The 18,073-nt window shown below is 46.0% G+C and carries 19 protein-coding genes; 10 read left to right on the forward strand and 9 right to left on the reverse strand.

Going from position 1 to position 18,073, the window contains the following annotated elements:
- Positions 1 to 56: 56 nt before the first annotated feature.
- Positions 57 to 524: a hypothetical protein gene (locus NDI48_23380; GenBank protein ID MEP0834110.1), complete on the reverse strand. Its 468-nt coding sequence runs from the start codon at positions 522 to 524 to the stop codon at positions 57 to 59.
- A 193-nt stretch (positions 525 to 717) separates the two neighbouring features.
- On the reverse strand, positions 718 to 1,212 hold the full coding sequence (locus NDI48_23385) for a hypothetical protein (protein MEP0834111.1): 495 nt from the start codon (positions 1,210 to 1,212) through the stop codon (positions 718 to 720).
- Between the two features lie 16 nt (positions 1,213 to 1,228).
- Here NDI48_23385 and NDI48_23390 point away from each other — a divergent pair, with 16 nt between their 5' ends.
- The 5 genes from NDI48_23390 (at position 1,229) to NDI48_23410 (ending at position 2,472) form a co-directional block, all read left to right on the forward strand.
- Positions 1,229 to 1,375 carry a hypothetical protein gene (locus tag NDI48_23390; GenBank protein MEP0834112.1) on the forward strand — a complete coding sequence of 49 codons (147 nt, stop codon included), beginning with the start codon at positions 1,229 to 1,231 and terminating at the stop codon, positions 1,373 to 1,375.
- Between the two features lie 228 nt (positions 1,376 to 1,603).
- Positions 1,604 to 1,831, forward strand: a complete 228-nt coding sequence (locus tag NDI48_23395; GenBank protein MEP0834113.1) for a helix-turn-helix domain-containing protein — start codon at positions 1,604 to 1,606, stop codon at positions 1,829 to 1,831.
- Positions 1,832 to 1,834: 3 nt separating this feature from the next.
- On the forward strand, positions 1,835 to 2,035 hold the full coding sequence (locus tag NDI48_23400) for a helix-turn-helix domain-containing protein (protein MEP0834114.1): 201 nt from the start codon (positions 1,835 to 1,837) through the stop codon (positions 2,033 to 2,035).
- A gap of 3 nt (positions 2,036 to 2,038) precedes the next feature.
- A complete protein-coding gene (locus NDI48_23405) occupies positions 2,039 to 2,251 on the forward strand; it encodes a helix-turn-helix domain-containing protein (GenBank protein ID MEP0834115.1) in 213 nt (70 codons plus the stop codon).
- Entirely contained in the window at positions 2,251 to 2,472 is a 222-nt protein-coding gene (locus NDI48_23410) for a helix-turn-helix domain-containing protein (protein MEP0834116.1), read from the forward strand. The genes NDI48_23405 and NDI48_23410 overlap by 1 nt, the downstream gene beginning before the upstream one ends.
- A 29-nt stretch (positions 2,473 to 2,501) precedes the next feature.
- Here the strand turns inward: NDI48_23410 and NDI48_23415 are convergent, their stop codons facing one another.
- From NDI48_23415 to NDI48_23425, 3 genes are read right to left on the reverse strand one after another with little or no spacing between them, the layout of a single operon-like run.
- The gene (locus NDI48_23415; GenBank protein ID MEP0834117.1) at positions 2,502 to 3,701 is read right to left on the reverse strand and encodes an McrC family protein; all 1,200 of its coding nucleotides are present in this window, start codon (positions 3,699 to 3,701) and stop codon (positions 2,502 to 2,504) included.
- Positions 3,698 to 5,194, reverse strand: a complete 1,497-nt coding sequence (locus tag NDI48_23420; protein ID MEP0834118.1) for an AAA family ATPase — start codon at positions 5,192 to 5,194, stop codon at positions 3,698 to 3,700. The genes NDI48_23415 and NDI48_23420 overlap by 4 nt, the downstream gene beginning before the upstream one ends.
- A gap of 39 nt (positions 5,195 to 5,233) precedes the next feature.
- Positions 5,234 to 5,425: a hypothetical protein gene (locus NDI48_23425; GenBank protein ID MEP0834119.1), complete on the reverse strand. Its 192-nt coding sequence runs from the start codon at positions 5,423 to 5,425 to the stop codon at positions 5,234 to 5,236.
- 73 nt (positions 5,426 to 5,498) lie between these two features.
- Between NDI48_23425 and coaD the strand changes: the two genes are divergently transcribed.
- The 3 genes from coaD (at position 5,499) to gor (ending at position 8,182) form a co-directional block, all read left to right on the forward strand.
- Positions 5,499 to 6,053, forward strand: a complete 555-nt coding sequence (coaD, locus tag NDI48_23430; protein MEP0834120.1) for a pantetheine-phosphate adenylyltransferase — start codon at positions 5,499 to 5,501, stop codon at positions 6,051 to 6,053.
- Positions 6,054 to 6,076: 23 nt separating this feature from the next.
- Positions 6,077 to 6,670, forward strand: coding sequence for an ATP synthase F0 subunit B (locus tag NDI48_23435; GenBank protein ID MEP0834121.1), 594 nt, complete (start codon positions 6,077 to 6,079; stop codon positions 6,668 to 6,670).
- Between the two features lie 171 nt (positions 6,671 to 6,841).
- Positions 6,842 to 8,182, forward strand: coding sequence for a glutathione-disulfide reductase (gor, locus tag NDI48_23440; protein MEP0834122.1), 1,341 nt, complete (start codon positions 6,842 to 6,844; stop codon positions 8,180 to 8,182).
- Positions 8,183 to 8,366: 184 nt separating this feature from the next.
- Here gor and NDI48_23445 read toward each other — a convergent pair whose 3' ends face one another.
- The 4 genes from NDI48_23445 to NDI48_23460 all read right to left on the reverse strand — a co-directional run bounded on the left by NDI48_23445 (position 8,367) and on the right by NDI48_23460 (position 14,918).
- The gene (locus NDI48_23445; protein MEP0834123.1) at positions 8,367 to 9,551 is read right to left on the reverse strand and encodes a hypothetical protein; all 1,185 of its coding nucleotides are present in this window, start codon (positions 9,549 to 9,551) and stop codon (positions 8,367 to 8,369) included.
- 364 nt (positions 9,552 to 9,915) lie between these two features.
- Positions 9,916 to 11,916: a family 10 glycosylhydrolase gene (locus NDI48_23450; protein ID MEP0834124.1), complete on the reverse strand. Its 2,001-nt coding sequence runs from the start codon at positions 11,914 to 11,916 to the stop codon at positions 9,916 to 9,918.
- A 227-nt stretch (positions 11,917 to 12,143) separates the two neighbouring features.
- A complete protein-coding gene (locus NDI48_23455; GenBank protein ID MEP0834125.1) occupies positions 12,144 to 12,689 on the reverse strand; it encodes a Uma2 family endonuclease in 546 nt (181 codons plus the stop codon).
- Positions 12,690 to 12,986: 297 nt separating this feature from the next.
- Positions 12,987 to 14,918, reverse strand: coding sequence for a putative DNA binding domain-containing protein (locus NDI48_23460; GenBank protein MEP0834126.1), 1,932 nt, complete (start codon positions 14,916 to 14,918; stop codon positions 12,987 to 12,989).
- A gap of 236 nt (positions 14,919 to 15,154) precedes the next feature.
- On the opposite strand from NDI48_23460, the gene NDI48_23465 reads away from it, so the two are divergent.
- Both NDI48_23465 and NDI48_23470 read left to right on the forward strand, forming a co-directional pair.
- On the forward strand, positions 15,155 to 16,525 hold the full coding sequence (locus tag NDI48_23465) for a VWA domain-containing protein (protein ID MEP0834127.1): 1,371 nt from the start codon (positions 15,155 to 15,157) through the stop codon (positions 16,523 to 16,525).
- A complete protein-coding gene (locus NDI48_23470; GenBank protein ID MEP0834128.1) occupies positions 16,507 to 17,490 on the forward strand; it encodes a hypothetical protein in 984 nt (327 codons plus the stop codon). The genes NDI48_23465 and NDI48_23470 overlap by 19 nt, the downstream gene beginning before the upstream one ends.
- The last annotated feature ends 583 nt before the right edge of the window (positions 17,491 to 18,073 follow it).

An 18,073-nucleotide genomic window follows, 5' to 3' on the forward strand; every position in this document is an offset into this window, starting at 1 on the left:
TGCCATCAACCATTGCCATTGTATTGAGTTCTACCTTACCCCAGTTGCCAGAAGTCTTAGCAATCCAAGTCTCTGATATTCGGTCGAGTCGGCGGGGTTGGTGCTTGCAGTGGATCAGGGGCGATGGAATTTGTGCAGGTTTGGCTGTCATCAAGGTAGTTTTGAAGAAGCTCAGCCTCTGTGGAAAGGCATTTTGCCCTGATTTTTTTCAGGAAGGGCAGAACGGAATTGGCGTATTGAGAGTTGTGTTTTGTGTGGTCGCGTTCAATTGCATTCCACAAGTGTTGTAGCTGTTGCTGGGTGGAGCATTTTTGTAGTTGACAAGCAATGGCATTTTTCCATTGTTCCATCTGGCGGTAACTGATGAATTGTCCTCCTTTATCGAGGCGATGGACGAAGATAACGTAGAGCCAGGATTCGATTTTGATAATTAGGGATTCTGGAATTCGCAATAATTTGGCAATTTGATGCTTGGTGATGCGGAATTTTTGTGCGGGGTTGATGCGGCGAAATAAGGCTGTCATGGTTGCTTGATTTCTTGTTTAATAAACTTGTTGCAAAAGTCAAAATCTGACCCCCCTAACCCCCCTTATTAAGGGGGGACTATAAAGAGAGAATTTTATTCATGGGGAAGAAATAAATCTTACTCCCTCCCCTTGCTAACCGGAGCTTTAGTGAGGAGAGGGCTGGGGAGGGGTCTAGCTTTTGGCAAGAGGCTTAATCTTCTTGTTGGTAAGTTGCTTGTTGAAGTTGTTCGTCGGGAACATCAAAGAGGACTTCAAATTCAGCAGCAGGCATAAAGCGCTTTAGAAAGCGTCGATGATCTTCCGCGTCTTGACGATTGAAAAAGCGGGCTACTGTATACCTTCGGGCATCAGGTAGGAGTCGGATAATTGCCCAAGGACGGGAGTAGTCTTCAGTTTGTGAAGTACGTTTTGGCAGAGTTTTTATGACTTCACCCCTGAGGTTGCTTAGGGTGTGTTCAATGAGTTGCCAAAGCTTTTCCCGGTGTTGGCTGGTATCGTTGGGTATCAAAGTCCAATCGCTGACAGGTGCTGGTGCAAGCGTAAGAACGTAATCTTCCTGATCCTCTTTGCCAAGCTTCCAGGATAAGCGTCGGGTCTGTTTGTGGCATTTGTATCCCTGTTGGCGCAAGGTTGCACAGATTCTGTCGCCTTCTGTTTGAAGGCGCAGCCAGTCGGAGTGTTTCATTGTCAAAATCTGGGTAATGTCTTCAGAAAGGGCGATCGCAGTGATTGCTTATGTGAGCGCAGCACTGCATAAAATTACAAACTGGTTAAGAAAAGGCAGCGATACTCTAGAGCGCTCTGATCAGTTCAAGGAGCGCTGCTCTTCTTTAGATGTCTATATTTAGCGTCAATCGTTGCATGTTGGGCAGCAGGCGAATCAACACCCAAGGGGTAAGACGTTCTTTGTAAGGCATAATGAACTTGTCTCCTTATGTAATTGGAGCCAGAGCCAGTGCTGATAGGTTGGTCGCCGGGACGCACTGGCTTTCTGACCGTTTGAAATCATGCCTTCATAGTAGGCGGAACTTTTTACTAAGTCAACTTAGTAAATTAACCCTGGGGATAAGACACTGATGGGTAGTTTGGGAGAAAAGCTCAAACAACAACGAGAATCGCTCAACTTAACACAGCGAAAAGTTGCTGATGAAGTGGGTGTAACTATAATCACTGTGCAAAACTGGGAGGCTGGCAGACATATCCCTAAACTCTATCCAAAACAGATGAAAGCGTTATGTGAAGTTTTGAAGTTCACAGTCGAGGATCTAGCTGACTGGCAGGATGGAGAGAAATCAGCAGACTGAGCAATGGCTAGTGTGGGGGAAAAGCTCAAACAACGACGCAATTTGCTCAATTTGACGCAGCAGCAAGTCGCTGATGAATTGGGTGTGACTGTAACCACTGTGAAAAATTGGGAAGCTGGCAGATATATTCCAAAGCTCTATCTACCACAGACGAAAGCCTTGTGCGATCTTCTGAACTTCACACTAGAGGATTTAGCAGACTGACTCATGACTAGTTTGGGGAAAAAGCTCAAACAACGACGAGAAGCGCTGAATGTGACACAGCGGCAAATTGCTCTTGAATTGGATGTGACTGTAACCACTGTGCAAAACTGGGAAGCTGACAGACATATCCCTAAGCTCTACCCAAAACAGATGAAAGCCTTGTGTGACATTCTGAAGTTCACGGTAGAGGATTTAGCAGAGTGGCAGGATGGATAATGAACTCAGGCCGTGAGCTGATGAGGCTAAGGAAACGACTGGGACTGACCCAAAAACAAGTAGCGGATGCAGTAGGCGTTACTGACCAAAGTGTAAGTAATTGGGAAGCTGGGAGATTTGAACCTAGGCTTACTATTAGTCAGATGCAGGCTCTATGTCGGGTCTTGCAATGTTCCTTAGATGAATTACCTAGCTTCAATGATGCACAGAAGCCGGAGTGAGAAGGAGATTAGCGATCGCATTGATGACGCTAGCGACTCTTGGAGACAAGTAAATTCTGTAAAAAGACTTGTCCTGCGTGATCGAGGTCATCTTTTAAATAGAAAGTTAAGCTACGAACTCGGATGTCTCCTACCCATTCATCTAAAGGATGAGCCAAATTTTCAGGGTAAACCAAAATCGCTTCCTGGCAATTTTTAGACACAGCATAGGCTACCACTTGAGCAATGTCATCGGCTGCGGGTTGAGTGGGGGTTTTGTATTTTGTGTCCAGAATGTAGCGTGCTGTTCCAGTTGAGATATCGTACACCACTAAGTCAGTCTTAAAATACACGGTTTTGCTGATATTGACTTGTTCCTGAAATTTGAGCAATAAGTGTCGTGGTAAGTATTCCTTAAGCCATTCGGCAACAAAAAGTTCGTAAAGACGAGCCATGTCAACTAAAAAGGGTAGCATTGTGTATGCTCCCCTTTCATGACTCGCTCCACTGCTTTCTAAAAAGAATCGACAAAGCGCGTGTAAAGGTCGATAATCTTCGTTCAGGCGGTTATAGATTCGTCCAATACAATCTTCCGGAGAGATAGGCTGAAGCGTAACAAAACCTTGTAGAGTGTGATAGGCTTGTCGCACTATTGGTGATACTCGTTCCGAACATAAACCGCTGCGACCAATGATAAAAAGAGTCCAAGCGAGAATCTGATTTTCCTCAATATCGCCGCTATATTCTTCGTACTGGCAGTTAAGTTTAACATCCCAAGGCTTTTGAATAGCTTGCCGAATATTCATCCTGCCTCGAACATACGCTAGCTTACCCGTTTTCGGGACATAGGCGCGGTAAAATCCCTTACGTCCGCGCTCAAGAATGCGACGGGCTAAGAGATGAGCTAATCGGCTGTAGAAGTCTTCTAGGGATTGGCAATCAACTAATCCTTCAAGAAAACGAAAACTTTTCTTTTTCAGTTGGTAGGCATACTCCAACATCCCGAAGAGATTTTTTAGCTGAACTTTGGGAAGTAGCGTAAGGTGGAATTCTGGAGTTAAGGGAATATGACCAACCCATCCCTGAGATGTGAGTTTCCACTTTCTGCCATTCTGAAAGGATGGAGATTCTACCTTGACCTGATTTCTATAGTTACGCCACAAGGCTTCTTCAATTGCTGGTGGAATTTCTTCCCGTTCAAGCTTTATAGGGATATATTCAGTTAGCTGAATAATTCGTGCCGCACTCATAGATCAAGCTGCGGTTTGATTTTGCCCCAGCGAAACTCGTCTACTTTGTCCAATTGATCATAAAAGTATTCTTCCAGATACGGCTCAATCTCCATTTGCCAGATGTCTTCAATTTCTTCAGCCAGATTTTCTGTTAAAAAATAGGAGATGCCAACTTCGTAGTGTTTGTCTGCGATCGCCTTATTCAACCGCTTCAGCGTCTCAATCAATCCATCCACTGGAAAACCAGTATTCCTTTGGTGATACCGTCGCAGCACATTATAATTGGGACGAAGTTCGATGAAGGCAAACCGACGGCGTAAGGCATGATCGACTAGGGCAATAGAGCGATCAGCTGTATTCATTGTGCCGATGATGCGAACATTTTCCGGGATGCCAAATGGTTTGCTACTTCCAGCTAGAGGTATTTTTTTATCGCGGTATTCCAACAAATACATTAACTCTCCAAACACCTGAGCTAGGTTTGCGCGGTTGATTTCATCAATAATCAGAACACACAAACCTTCACAAAACTCTGCTTTTTTACAGAATTCTAGAAAGCGACCTGAAACTATTTGGTAATCAAGCCGTCCATCTAGCCTAGCTTGTGGACGAATGCCCTGAATAAAATCTTCGTAAGCATAGGCTGGATGAAATTGCACTAGTTCCATAAAACCATCACTGCCGCCGATTATCTGTTTTGCGAGTTTGTCAGCAATGTATGTTTTGCCTGTTCCTGGTGATCCATGTATAATTGCTTGTCCTTTGCGTTCAATAGCACTTACCCAGTCTTCTAGCTCTGCTTCCTCAAAGCCAGTATCATCAGCACATTCAAACAAACTGTATTCTGGGTTTAGGCTGAACTCCTCAACCATTGATTGCGGTTCAGGTGGCAGTTTGAGCTTTCTAATTACTTTATGAGAACATATAGTGGTAAGCCACTCAAATGCCAATGAATTTTCTGCCGTGGCTTTGTTCATGATTTCTTGGTCAGTTTTGTAGGAGTAACTCTCTTCCTGACCTTCATCACAGTCCACAGGATCTGTGTACGTTTCACCAATTCGATAAAGGGAAACAAAAAGTTTTGACTCACTGCCAAAATCGTCTAGCAGCGCCACTGTAACATGAGAACGATATTTTTTAGCTAAAAACTTTAGCCCAATTTCGTATCTATTTTCATTGTCACTGAGGTTCCAATTAGGATCGCCAGCAATTAGTTGTCCAACTTGAAATGGGTGGATTTGCAGTTTTTTCGCCCACGGAAAGTAATCCGGTTCGATGTATTTTCCCCAAGCAATCCTAGAAAATCCGAGGTATAAATCAATAAGAGCAAAGAAACGAATTATGACGTGGCAGTATTCAGTCTTAGTAGAGTAGGTAGTAAGTCCGGCTTTAATTAAGCTCTCCCAAGCTTGTTTTGCCCATTCTACCTCTCGTTGATCGCCCCATACATCAAAAGCAAGTTGAGCTGTGTACTCTACTTTACTCCATGTGAGAGTTCTTGTATTGCTCATATTACCTATATCCTTTACACAGCTAACTCGATTACTGACTCACTGGTATTGAAGCGTGATCGCACTCCTCACTCCCAACCCTAAACTCCATCTGGCTCTTTCCGTAGCGTAGCCAATGTCAGCACTAGCAGCAAAGGTGCGATCGCCCCTTAGGCAGTAACTCCCGCCAATGACTCCCTCTGCCCAAATTGCAAGTGCGATCGCGCTTTTCGCCTTAGGTTGGATTGACACTATTAACTGGACTTAATCATAAACAGCGATCGCTCGCTATAATGCCTCAGTATCTTCTCCTGATACTCCTCAAGTGATTGCAATCTACCCAGGCAGTTTCGATCCCATCACCTTAGGGCACCTCGACATTATCGAACGTGGCTCAAGGGTCTTTGACCATGTGATTGTCGCCGTGCTACGCAATCCCGATAAATCGCCCTTATTTACGGTACAAGAGCGAATTGAGCAAATACGCCGATGTACCCCACATCTGTCCAACGTTGAAGTAGACAGCTTTAACGGTTTGACCGTGGAATATGCGAGACTGAAGAATGCTAAAGTGCTACTGCGCGGGCTACGAGCCGTTTCAGATTTTGAGAAAGAACTCCAGATGGCTCATACTAACCAAACCCTCTGGGATGAGATTGAAACCGTTTTTCTCGCTACCTCGAACGAGTACAGTTTCTTAAGTAGTAGCGTAGTTAAGGAGATTGCCAAATTTGGCGGCTCCGTCGATCATCTTGTTCCTCAGCAGGTTGCGCTAGATATTTGCCGATGTTACACCGAGACCCATCCCGGAGCGACCCCCCCGACCGAGACGAATCCAACAACTCAGGTGAACCACCGTCCAATGGATCGAGAGGTGTAGATATCCAGCAGGAACTCAACCGCATGGAAGAGATCCTAATCGTCGATAGCTGGCACATCCCCTTAACCAAACGCACGGTGGTGGATGAAGAACTGATGTTGGCTCAACTCGATTTAGTCCGGGAAAATCTACCAAAAGCGTTTGAAGACGCGGAAAAAATCGTCCGCCAACGGGAGGAAATTCTCCTGCAAGCCGAAGAATATGCCCAAGAAATTATGGAAGCCGCCGAACGACGGGCTGACCAGATTTTGGATGAAATGGGCATTATCCAGCAGGCAGAAATGGAAGCCAACCAAATCCGCAAACGCGTGCAGCAAGAGTGTGAAGCCATCCAAGAGCAAACCTTAGCTGAAATTGAGCGGATGCGCCTGCAAGCACAACAAGAATTAGAGCAGATGCGCCTGATGGCACTCACCGAGTGTGAGGATATTCAAAATGGTGCTGATGACTACGCCGACGCTGTTCTCACCAGTATCGAGCAGCAACTAACCGAAATGCTCCGGGTAATTCGCAATGGACGTCACCAGTTGCAAGGAGAACCGCCTCCCGATTATCCACTTGAAATAGACCCCCCAACGTCTGGCTCACGACCCTCATCGCCTCCACCTAAGCAATGAGGAGGAGAGAGGGAGAGGGGGGGAGAGGGAGAGGGGGGGATTGTCTACTCATATCGCGCAATGGAGTGCAAAACTTCTCCCATCCTATTAAAAGATCCGGCCTCATCCTCACTCAAGCTCCGATCCCACCACGCCAGTTCTTACACTAAATAAAAAGGAGCTGATCAAATGATGACCTACGATTACGATTTGTTTGTGATTGGTGCGGGTTCGGGAGGAATCGCTACGGCGAGACGGGCGGCACAATATGGGGCAAAAGTAGGGATTGCGGAATTTAGCCAATTAGGGGGCACCTGTGTGAATCGTGGCTGCATCCCTAAAAAATTGATGGTCTACGCCTCTCACTTCCCTCACCAGTTTGAGGATGCACAAGGCTATGGTTGGAGTGCCGTACACAGTACCCTCGACTGGCCTAAAATGATTTCTGCCGTTAATCAGGAAGTTGAACGCCTCAATGGGGTCTATCAGCGAATGATTGACAATGCGGGGGTGGATCTAATTAATGGTTATGCGAAGTTCCTCGATCCCCATACCTTAGAAATCAATGACCGCAAGATTACAGCCGATAAAATTTTAATTGCGGTTGGGGGAGAGCCTTATAAGCCTGATATTCCAGGCATTGAACATGCAATTGTTTCTGATGCCATGTTCCACCTCAAGGAGCAACCCAAGCACATCGCCATTATTGGCACTGGCTATATCGGCGTGGAATTTGCTTGTATTATGAACGGTCTGGGTTCTAAGGTAACTCTGCTCGATCGCAACGATCTAATTTTACGAGGCTTTGATGATGATCTGCGTTCAGGCATTCAAGAGGGAATGCAACAGCACGGGATTGAGATTCTTAACCACTCTCAAGCCGCCTCTATTGAAAAAACTCCAGAAGGTCTTAAACTGGCGATCGCGAATAGCAACCTGACAGTAACCGCAGATGTGATTCTTTCTGCGACCGGTCGCAAGCCCAATTTGCCAAATATGGGTCTAGAGAATGCTGGGGTGGAAGTTAAAAAGGATGCCATTGCAGTCGATGAGTATAGTCGCACCAACCAGCCGCATATTTATGCCGTCGGGGATTGCACCAACCGCATAAATCTAACCCCAGTTGCGATTAATGAAGGTCGTGCCTTTGCCGATACCGTATTTGGCGGTCAACCTCGGACAATGGCTTACGATAACATCCCTTCCGCCATTTTTTCCACCCCTGAGGGGGCGACAGTCGGTTTAACAGAAGCTCAAGCCAGGAAAAATTGGGGTGAAGCGGTGAAGTGCTATCGCGCTGCCTTTAGACCCATGTACCATACTCTCAGTGGTCGGGCGGAGAAGACAATGGTGAAATTAGTCGTCGAGGAGGACACTCAGAAAGTCTTGGGCGCTCACATGGTGGGCGAACATGCCGCAGAAATCATACAAGGAATTGCCATCGCCCTCAAGATGGGAGCCACGAAACAAGACTTTGACGCTACTGTTGGTATCCATCCTTCCACAGCGGAAGAGTTCGTTACCCTACGCTAACGGAAGGATATAAGTGTAAAGGATGAAGGATGAAGTGTCGTGTAACAATTTCATCCTTCCTTCTTAGCCTTGTGATCTCCTTTCAATTTGCATCGGAATTCTGCAAAAACCTCGGCGTCCCCTGAAGCGCTCTGGAGCGTTAAAAAAATATGATTCCAATGCAAACAAATTCGATATGACTTGCTTATGCCACCCAACGCCACCAGGCAAAACGAATGGCAAAGCCGACCAGCATCGTACCAAACAAGCCCATCGTCGCGAATCCCCAACGTGGGTGACGAGAAAGCAACAGACCTAACGCCAGAGATGCCGTCACCATACCATAAACGTATCGGTTGACAGATAAGACTGCGCCAGAGTTGATAATCAGCAAGAAAGAGAAAAACCCATAGGCAGTGGCAACTCGCGTCATCTGATGGCGCATGTGCCAAAACAGATAAGCACTACCAAAGACCATAAACAACTTCGTGAATTCTTTGACAGCCCCCCATCGCCAGTGGAAAAGATTCACAATCATACTCCACCAACCCTGCCAGTTGATTCCAGACGCCGTACCCCATGCCTTCTGCACATGGACAAAGGTCAAAGGATGACCAAAACGAATCCAACAAAACAGCATGAACAGCAACAGCCCTCCACTGGTAGCCAGACCAACCAAGTAAGCAATTGGGGGTCTTTTCTCTCTCCACGCTACAAAAAGAAAGGTCGGTATCAGCACCACTCCAGTGACTCGTGTTCCTGTCGTTAGTGCCCCCCACAGCGCGGCTCTGGCATACTGGTGCTTTTCAAACGCTCTCAAAGCGGCTGTGCTGAATAACAAAAATAGCCCTTCTGAGTAGATGACTGTCCCGAATAAAGAGAAGGGACACCAAGCCATCACTGCCGTTGCCCACTTAGCCGCACTATCCCCGTGACACTCCTCTACCCAACGGTATAGAAGAATCATGGCACCCAGAAGCGCTAAATTGTTCACCAGTAGACCCGCTATCTCAAATGAGAAACCGAGACTCATGACTGCTCGAACGACTAAAGGAAAGACGGGAAAAAAAGCAATATTATGCATTTTTCCATCATCCACATAGTTATAGCCTTGAGTGACAATTTGTTTGAACCAAGCCCCATCCCAATGGGCGAACAGTTCCAAGCTCGTGGTAGGAACAAAACCGGGGACGAAATCTAGGGGAAATGGTGTAGGATGTTCCGCAGGAGTAGCGGCATAATGAGGAGCGATTAGCTGCATTGCAATGATAATCAACAGCCGACTCAGCAGCCACATTACAAATACAAACCGCAATCCCTGAAGTGATTTTTGTGATAAATTTCTTCCCAATCTAGCTGGTCTAATCAGTAATTTTAGGCTACTAGACACAAGAGTACTCCTGTTAAAAACAGCATTAACCAAAGGACATTTTATAGTTAGTTAAACAGTAAACTTTTCCAAATGCAAATATTGGGTAAATGGTAATGCTAGATATTGTAAACCTGTTAAGCTGTTGCCGAATTAATATAGAGCCTACCCAAAAATGGGTAGCCATCCCAGATGAGTATCACGAGTAAAGAATAAGTCTTCTTAATAAAGATTTCCTGAAATCACATCGAACATCATCTCTCAATAGACTTAACTATGTCCCTTTCAATGGGTACAAGTCTTTGAGATATTATTTAATATATATTAAATAATTACTTTTGTTCAAGAAAATTCAATTTTAGTCGAAATTTTAGGTCGGGTCATCTTATGTGATTGAGATAACAACGCCTGCACTTTCATTAGCAAGGATATCCACCGCACACAAGGCATAAGTTCCCGGATCTATAGTAACAGTGGTGGTGGCAGCGTCAATGATTCCCACCAGCTTCCAGCCATCCGCATTCTGTTTATAGAGCGAAAAAGAACGAATATTTCCAGAACTGGGAGCTTTCCAGGTTAGGTTGCCATCTTTCACCCTTACATCATCAGGAATAGTCGGTGCTACAGTACCCAGCCACGGCATATTGGGAACCAATGCCAATTCGGGATAGAGCGAGGTTTGGAATCGCTCAAAAACCCCTAAGCGATTTTGAGTCAATGGCTTCATACTATAAAAAATATTTCCCAAAGCCAGTTTTGAGGCGAGATTCCGCGTAATTGCTACCTGTCTTTCATACTCAGAAATCGGCCAGTCTTTGCCATCCAGCTTACTGAGGTTATTACCGGGATAAATTTGGCGACCTTTAGGATTATTATCAACCCACCATTGCAGCAAAGCCGAGTAACTTTGCTCTGGGGGGTCAATCCGCCAGTAGAGTTGAGGGGACATATAATCGACCCAACCCTCTTCTAGCCACTTCTTCGGGTCAGCATAAATCGCTTCATACTGATCTAATCCTTTAATCTGAGGTGGTTGTCCAGGGCGATTAATGCCGAAGGGACTAATGCCAAATTTAACGTGACGTTTTGTGGCTTGGATTCCTGAGGATAGGCGCTCCATCATGCGATTTACATTATCTCGCCGCCAGTCTGCGAGCGCCAGTTTACCGCCTGCTGTTTGATAAGCGCTATAGGTTTTGTCATCTGGGAATTTCACTCCAGATACGGGATAGGGATAGAAATAATCATCCAGGTGAACCCCATCGATATCATAGCGGCGGACTACATCGAGAATGACGTTGTACGTCCAATCTTGAACAACTTTCGCTCCTGGGTCCATCCACACATTCGTATCGTATTGGTAAACATATTCTGGATGGCTAATGGTGATATGAGGGCGAACATTGGGGGAACGTTGGGAAGAGGTTCCAGCACGGTAGGGATTGAACCAGGCATGAAGTTCAATATTACGCTTATGAGCTTCGGCGATCGCCAATTCTAAGGGGTCATAAAAGGGTTCCGGTGCTTTGCCCTGAGTCCCTGTTAGCCATTCACTCCAAGGTTCTAATTGAGATGAATATAAAGCATCTCCTGTGGGTCGTACCTGTAAGACTATCGCATTGAACTTTAGGGCTTGTATCCGATCAAGAATCTGGATGAGTTCAGTTTTTTGTTGTTCGACGGGGAGTCCACGTTGAGAAGGCCAATCGATATTCCATGCTGTTGTTACCCAAACCGCTCTAAACTCCCGTTTATGACTCACTGAAACTGTTTTTGGGCGAACAAGAACAATATATTCAGAAGTAATGGCAGGCACCTTTTCCAAATACACCAAGGCTTGGTAAATAAACGCTGCCACATCTGCACGATTCGCCGCCTCAAGGGGTCTGAGTTGCTTCAAATTTGGATAATTCACGACCAGGTTTGCCCCTGTAGCCGCTCTAATTTTATCGGTGGCATAGGCGGGGATTTGAGCTGCATCTTGATAGCGTTCTGGCAGTGAAACTTTGAGCGCGAATGTACTATTGGCAGGAATATCTAAGCCCGTGGCGAGAGAGAGTAATACTTCTAATCGGGAAATACTGGCTTCGGGGCGGAATCGATTACCCGGATACCCGGAGATGAATCCAGCTTCATACGCTTTTTGAATGGCTGGGGCTGCCCAGAACTTGGCTGGAACATCGACAAAAGGAACGTAGGGGCGCTTCTTGGGTTGGGTAAAGGCTTTCTGTAAGATAGCAGCAAACTCAGCTCGATTCATCGCTTGATTAGGACGAAACGTGCCATCCGGAAACCCGCTAATTATGCCCTTATGGGCTAAACCTTCAATAAATAAACGTGCCCAGTGATTTTGAATATCAGAGAAGCGAGTGGGTGAGGCGACCATATTCAAGTGGAGGTAGTTCCCTTTCGTTGGGTCGATTTTAGCATCACACTAGCGATCGCGCCTCTGGCGGGTATGCACTCGACGCTGTAGTGGATAGTGGTTAGACTCACACAGGAGAATAGGATAGGGTCAATTTTTAATTATGCGATCACCGATCTATTTTGAATGTAATGAGTTGAGCTTGCGATCGCATTTTTCCTCGATTCATTGGAGCGAGTTACTCTGTTCTATGGGCGCAAGCGCGATCGCACCCAGTTAAACACTTGCTCGACGGTCAAATCTAATGGAATATCATCGAGAACAGGCAAGCGAGCGCTGTTTTTCAGTAAACCCATACGACTATCAGGCCACAGTACTATAATCACCTGTTCCTCTGAATCGATTAGCCATCCTAGTTGTGTCCCTTCCTGCAAACAATTCTGAATTTTGGCAATCAATTTAGTAGTACTTTGGTCAGGGGAGAGGATTTCAATCATCCAATCGGGTGCACCTTCGACAGGAATATTCCGAGAGGGAATTCGTTCTCGGCGAATCACTGTGATGTCAGGAACAACAGAGTTGTTACTCAAGACACAACGCAGTTCTGGAAAAGCTTCGTAAGCTGAGTCAGCTTGGTCAATTGCAGCAGTTAGGCGTTTCTGCAAGATGCTATGGTGACTTGTGGGCATGGGTTTTTGATTGGCTTGTCCATCCACAAACTCCCAAGCTGGCGATTCCTCAATATTGGGTAGTTTCAGGAAGTCTTGCAGTGTACGTTGGGTAGTGGTAGCCATCTAGATTTCAACCGCAAACGTTGAGAGCTTTAAACCGAGTTTAACGTAGCTAATAAGAGTTTAGATTCAAGGAAGAGCATTCTCACGCGATCGCACCTTTCCCTCGATTCGTTCTTCCTTAGTGCGATCGCATCTGTCGAGATTGCAGACGAGTTTATTCAAAGTTCAATGCACAGCATCGCTATCCACTCGAATATGGAAACGGCATAGCTACCTGCAATCCTGAGTGCACTCAAGCGAACGTTGAAGCAAGTTGACACCAAAAAGCAGTTCCTGCTTACCCTGCTTACTTCGCTCCTACTCATCAATGGTGTTCTCTAAGTCAAGTTCTAGTTGAAAGAACAGGGGTATATTTATATCAGTAGTGTTCTTTGAATCAAGTCTTTTTTGAGAATTAATAGACGTATCTTCCTTAGCGTCTTCAGACATTGCAGATTTGGAAAGAACATCCTGAGAGTATATGGATATATCGATATCATTAGTATTGTTTAAACTAAGCCTTTGTTGAGAATTAATAGACATATTGACCGTAGCCTCTTCCGATATTGCAGCTTGTGGAAGAACATAATGTACACCACGACCAGTACCACTAGTACCCATCTTTTGAAGAAGACCTTGATGTACAAGTTTCCTGAGGAGATGAGATGCTTGATTCCTATTAATCTTACACAAATTCATTACTTCAGACCGTGTAATGCGTCCGTGTTTAGTAGTATATTGCAAAACCATCTGCTCCATCTGTAATGGCTCAAAGCCTCTACGACGAATATAAGCTTCAGGCTTACCCATGTGTCGATACATAGAAGCACTGAGCATGTATTCTCGCTGGCGTGAGGTTTTCAATCTTTCTATCAAACCATCTTCCGTGAGTTCTTCAAGCACACGACGAGCCTCATCCTCACCTTTTTGTATTAAACGCCCTGCTTCGGCTAGGTTGAGTTCTCGCTCTCGTCTAAGAAGACTGAGCATTAGTAATTCATCAAGACTGAAAGATCTCTTTAGCCGTTTTTCCTCTAACAATATGATTTTTACGAAGTCGAGATCAGATTCTCCGCCAGGTAGACGGACAGCAACGCTATGATTAGTAGTTCCTGAGTAATCGGGAAGTAACCGCCCAGTTCGTAATTGCCCAGAATATATCAGCCCAATTCCTCGCCCAGTACGCTCTACAAGCCCTAAACGCTTAAAAATATCAGCGAGTAGTGGATTCCTTGGAACAGGGCCAGTATTTAACAAGTTATCTAATCGAAGACCTTCCATCAAACCACCCGGATTCCTTATCACGATTGCATTGTCGTGAGTCTGAACATGCACGGTTCCCATCCGGTTGTAATCGCGGTGAGTTAGAGCATTATTGACGGCTTCACGAAAAGCACGCGGATCATAAGCAGGAATTCCTACACGAAATAAATCTACTGTCAGTTCACTCTCTTCATTGCGAAGGCTAAAAGCTTCCATTATCCGTTCAAATACCCGCAGTAGCGGCCAACGGTAGAACTCGTTGATAGCAACGTCTTGCCCACGTAACACCTGAAATGCAACTTCATGAGTAGGAACTTGTTCACGTAAAGCCTCTTCTCGACCTACTACAAGCAATCCAGCCAGCGTTGGTATTACATCATGTCTCTGCACAAAGCCTAAAGCACGCGCTAGCTCTTTGTCTGACAAATCTAGAAGAGATGCATCGCCTCGATATTCGTTCAGTAAACGACGTAGACGGATAAACTCAAGAGGATCGAGATCTTCCCACTTGGCATTCGTCATAAGCCGTGCTGTTGTGTCACGTTGACCACGATCAGCGTACCAGCTATTTATTTCTGTTGGGTAGAGAGGTCTGCATTTTGGGTGTCCATGTGTATCTAAGTGACGAATCAAAGTTCGTCCATCACTGGTCGATACCATTTGTGGAACGGCTGGTACATCCAATATCGCAATACGTCCCTCTGAGAGATCAACAAATTCCGCCTCTACTGCCAGAGGTGGTACCGTGCGATTGGTTACAAGAGCAGCAAGAAGATGAGAAGCAGAATCCGAATGACGTGGATGTAAACCTGTCACACGCCCGTCATTTTCAACACCAACGATCAGCTTTCCACCTTTCGTATTAGCGAGACAAACAACAGCTTCTAATAGATCTGTGTCTTGTAGAGGTCCTCGATCACTCTTGAACTCGACGGTGAGAGTTTCACCACCAGCAATAATTGCTTTGAGAGCCTCTTCGGTGAACATTTTTGTATACTTTGCAGCTTCATGTTGAGTGGTCAGGTAGGGTGGGCGATGCCCACCACAGCCTTTGATACTGATAGATTGAGTTTAACCAACTAGGGTCAATACGTAAGTTCTTAAATTTTGACAGCCTCTTGACACTTTTGTAGTATTTATGTAACATAAAAGTAATCAAGCGGCGGTAACATTCTTTCATCATTACCTTCCCGCGCCTCAAATTTGGAGAGAGGAGGCGTCCAATGGATATTAGCCAACCAACCCTCGCAAATTTCCTTCAGCATTTGCGTACAGAAAATCAGCCCTTTATTCTGCGGCGAAATGCAGCACCACCTCAGTGGAATGATGAAGCGTTGCATCGGTCGAACTATGACCAAAATCCAGAGCTTTATGCTCTTTTGGCTGTAGCAGAAACCATTCAACCTTGGCAGCGTGTGCGGATGTTGTTTCAATTGCTGCAACGCTCTCGCAAAGGGATGTCGAACGAAGTCCGTTGCACTTTAGAGCGTGTTACAGATTTGTTGCTGGCAGTTTTGCACCCCGACCAAGTGTTGACGGTGTTTCTGGCGCTGCGACGAGTTCGGTCGAATCACAAACATACTACAAAAGCCATCCTCAAGTACATTCTCAATCATCCCCAGTTTGAAGACATGGCAAGCCGTCGTCGTCCGACTTTGGTGGATTGCCTGGAACATGCACTGGGTAAGAATGTGGCACGAGCTTGTGCCAAGATGCTCAGTGAAGAGGTAACGGCTAACGAAGCCTATCTGCGTCGCAACTTGCTGCGGTTTGTCCGCGATGCTCAGTGGGTAAACCTCGTCCTGCCCTTTGTTTACAAGCAGGGGACACGCCAAACGGGTAACGGTCAGTATCAGCAGGCTCATCAGCAGTATATCGAGAAGATAGAGCAGCACCAAGAACGCCCCAAAACGGTTACGGCAACCAATCGCGGTGATATTGCCGCAACGCTGGTTCACCTCTACCGGGGTGGTAGCTCGGCACAGTTGGAACAGGCTGTAGAGGGCTACGTTGAGGAAGCGGCGCGGGAATTGCCTCAATTTGCGGGGAAAGTGGCGCTAGTTCTGGATACTTCTGCCTCGACTCGTAGCTATGGCGAACGCGAATATTGTGCTCTGGCTCAATCCATCGCCTTGCAACGGGTACTCGAAAAACGCTGTACTAATTTGCAAGTTCATACGGTGGGGGGTTCTGGATATCTGCCACTACCGGAAGGTAGCACGGATTTAGCAACGGCTCTCCTGGATGCGCTGGAAGGTGAACCGGATGTAGTGGCAATTGTTACGGATGGGTATGAGAATGTCTATCCCGGAGACTTGGAACGTGTTGTGGCCTCTTTGCCGAATGCTGGTGTGCAGACGCCTGTTGTTTTGTGCCATAGCAAGTTTACGCCCTCCGATGACTTAAGCTTACGGCGTCCTGCCGAGAACCTGCCGCAACTGGAATTCTGGCATCAAGATGACTTTGAAGACATAGTGCTGTCGTTGTTCTTGATGGCTGACGGTAAAGGTGCGTCAGAGTGCCTGCGGGAGTTTCTACTCGAAAAACTCTACAAGGTCGAAAAGGAGGTAGCACCTTGGACTACCATCAATTAATTCCCACTCAATTTGACTTGTCCACTTATCGTTTTGGAATGCCGCAGCAGTCGGGAACACTGACGGTGTTGCCTATGTTCGGTGCCGATATCGATAGTCGATTCGTTAGCCCTCTCTCTGGATTGAAGCTAACTCAAGTGCGCGGCTATGGGAATATGGAACTTTCCAACCCATCTGAAACCGGAGTTGCGATCGTTCCCCTGCACATGGGTTATATTCAAGACCGAGCGCAAAACCATGCTCTGTGCCGTTCTGCGTTTATCGCCGGTGGTCAAAAACTGATGTTTGAAGATGCCTGCTGCGTGCAAGCCTCTCAAGGCGGCTACCTGGAAGGGCGCGAACAGTGGTTCTTCATCCTACCCTTGCAACTGCGGGAAGAGGCGCTCGAACTTCGGGGTAAGGAAGATTACAGCAAACTTTGGAATGGGATTACCCGCCTCAATGAGCAGTTTGGTTTACCCAATCGAGGTCATTTGGAGCAAATTCTCAGTCGGAAACGGGCATTTTTAACCCAATATCAAAGCCGATTGGAATTATTGCCCCAGCAAACGGGTGCCATGTTTTTCATTCAAGATAAGTTAGCTGGGATAGAAATTGCCCCCAGTGCAGCTTACTTCCAAGAGTTGTGGATGCCTTTGGTTTGCTTCTGCTACGGTGTAGCGGCAATGTATGCAGAGAAAGATATAGAGGTGAAAAAGCCTTTGGTTCCTTTCTCTGCTGGCAATCTCCAGGAATTGAGAGAACAGCTCAATCAAAGTCGCATTGAACGCCAAGAACAAGTCCGCAATTGGTTAGCACAGACACCGAAACAGAAGTTTAGAATTAAGGAAGAAGAACGGTTCATGAGCCTTCGTTTGCAAACAGTAAAGGGCAAGAATTTTGCAGGTCAGTTTGTGGAAGAGGAAGGGCGTCTGCTGTATGCTTCGCTGTTTGCCAAGCCTGGGTATCTTTATCAAACAGCTTGACGGATTAAGTAGTCATGTAATATGATGTAGTATATCAGGAACTGATTCAGGTAATCGACGTAAACTAGCCGGTTCCAAGCAGGTACTAAAGAACGTCTGCACGCTGACCACCTGTCCTGAACTAATCTATTCATGCCTTTTCCTAAAAGCTGCTCATACAAATCATTAGGAACTGTGTCAGGCACAACGTTAATAGATGATTCCAAATCAACACCTAAAAACGTCCTTGCGCTGACCGCCTGTCCTACGTCTTCATGCTCTAATTTTGATTCATCGGCTTATTGCTTGGTTAAAACTGCAATTAAAGCCACCTTTTCTTGCCGAGGCTAACAAGAAAATTGAAGTGCTTGCCGCGCGTCCTCATTAATTTTAATCGTAGGAACTGTGCAAGGCTCATTTTTTGCCAAGGTGGCACCTGCGTCTCGTTTACGTAGGCTGGGGGTTCGATTCCCTCCCTCGGCTTTTTAATCACAATCTATAACTGATAAGCTAATCAGCTACGTCTTGCTCCCTTATTTAACCAAAGCAGGCATCTTGCCTGCTCTACAAATTTACTGTAACTGGATGCTCCCGTTCCAATGCA

This window comes from Microcoleus sp. AS-A8 (assembly GCA_039962225.1).
Lineage (GTDB): Bacteria > Cyanobacteriota > Cyanobacteriia > Cyanobacteriales > Coleofasciculaceae > Allocoleopsis.

Excerpts from the sequence above, each read along its gene's own strand:
- NDI48_23400 (MEP0834114.1), top strand. The coding sequence starts at position 1,835 with ATGGCTAGTGTGGGGGAAAAGCTCAAACAACGACGCAATTTGCTCAAT.
- NDI48_23390 (MEP0834112.1), top strand. The coding sequence starts at position 1,229 with ATGTCTTCAGAAAGGGCGATCGCAGTGATTGCTTATGTGAGCGCAGCA.
- NDI48_23435 (MEP0834121.1), top strand. The coding sequence starts at position 6,077 with ATGGAAGAGATCCTAATCGTCGATAGCTGGCACATCCCCTTAACCAAA.
- NDI48_23385 (MEP0834111.1), bottom strand. The coding sequence starts at position 1,212 with ATGAAACACTCCGACTGGCTGCGCCTTCAAACAGAAGGCGACAGAATC.
- NDI48_23415 (MEP0834117.1), bottom strand. The coding sequence starts at position 3,701 with ATGAGTGCGGCACGAATTATTCAGCTAACTGAATATATCCCTATAAAG.
- NDI48_23465 (MEP0834127.1), top strand. The coding sequence starts at position 15,155 with ATGGATATTAGCCAACCAACCCTCGCAAATTTCCTTCAGCATTTGCGT.
- NDI48_23380 (MEP0834110.1), bottom strand. The coding sequence starts at position 524 with ATGACAGCCTTATTTCGCCGCATCAACCCCGCACAAAAATTCCGCATC.
- NDI48_23460 (MEP0834126.1), bottom strand. The coding sequence starts at position 14,918 with ATGTTCACCGAAGAGGCTCTCAAAGCAATTATTGCTGGTGGTGAAACT.
- NDI48_23395 (MEP0834113.1), top strand. The coding sequence starts at position 1,604 with ATGGGTAGTTTGGGAGAAAAGCTCAAACAACAACGAGAATCGCTCAAC.
- NDI48_23405 (MEP0834115.1), top strand. The coding sequence starts at position 2,039 with ATGACTAGTTTGGGGAAAAAGCTCAAACAACGACGAGAAGCGCTGAAT.
- NDI48_23450 (MEP0834124.1), bottom strand. The coding sequence starts at position 11,916 with ATGGTCGCCTCACCCACTCGCTTCTCTGATATTCAAAATCACTGGGCA.
- NDI48_23420 (MEP0834118.1), bottom strand. The coding sequence starts at position 5,194 with ATGAGCAATACAAGAACTCTCACATGGAGTAAAGTAGAGTACACAGCT.
- NDI48_23455 (MEP0834125.1), bottom strand. The coding sequence starts at position 12,689 with ATGGCTACCACTACCCAACGTACACTGCAAGACTTCCTGAAACTACCC.
- NDI48_23410 (MEP0834116.1), top strand. The coding sequence starts at position 2,251 with ATGAACTCAGGCCGTGAGCTGATGAGGCTAAGGAAACGACTGGGACTG.
- gor (MEP0834122.1), top strand. The coding sequence starts at position 6,842 with ATGACCTACGATTACGATTTGTTTGTGATTGGTGCGGGTTCGGGAGGA.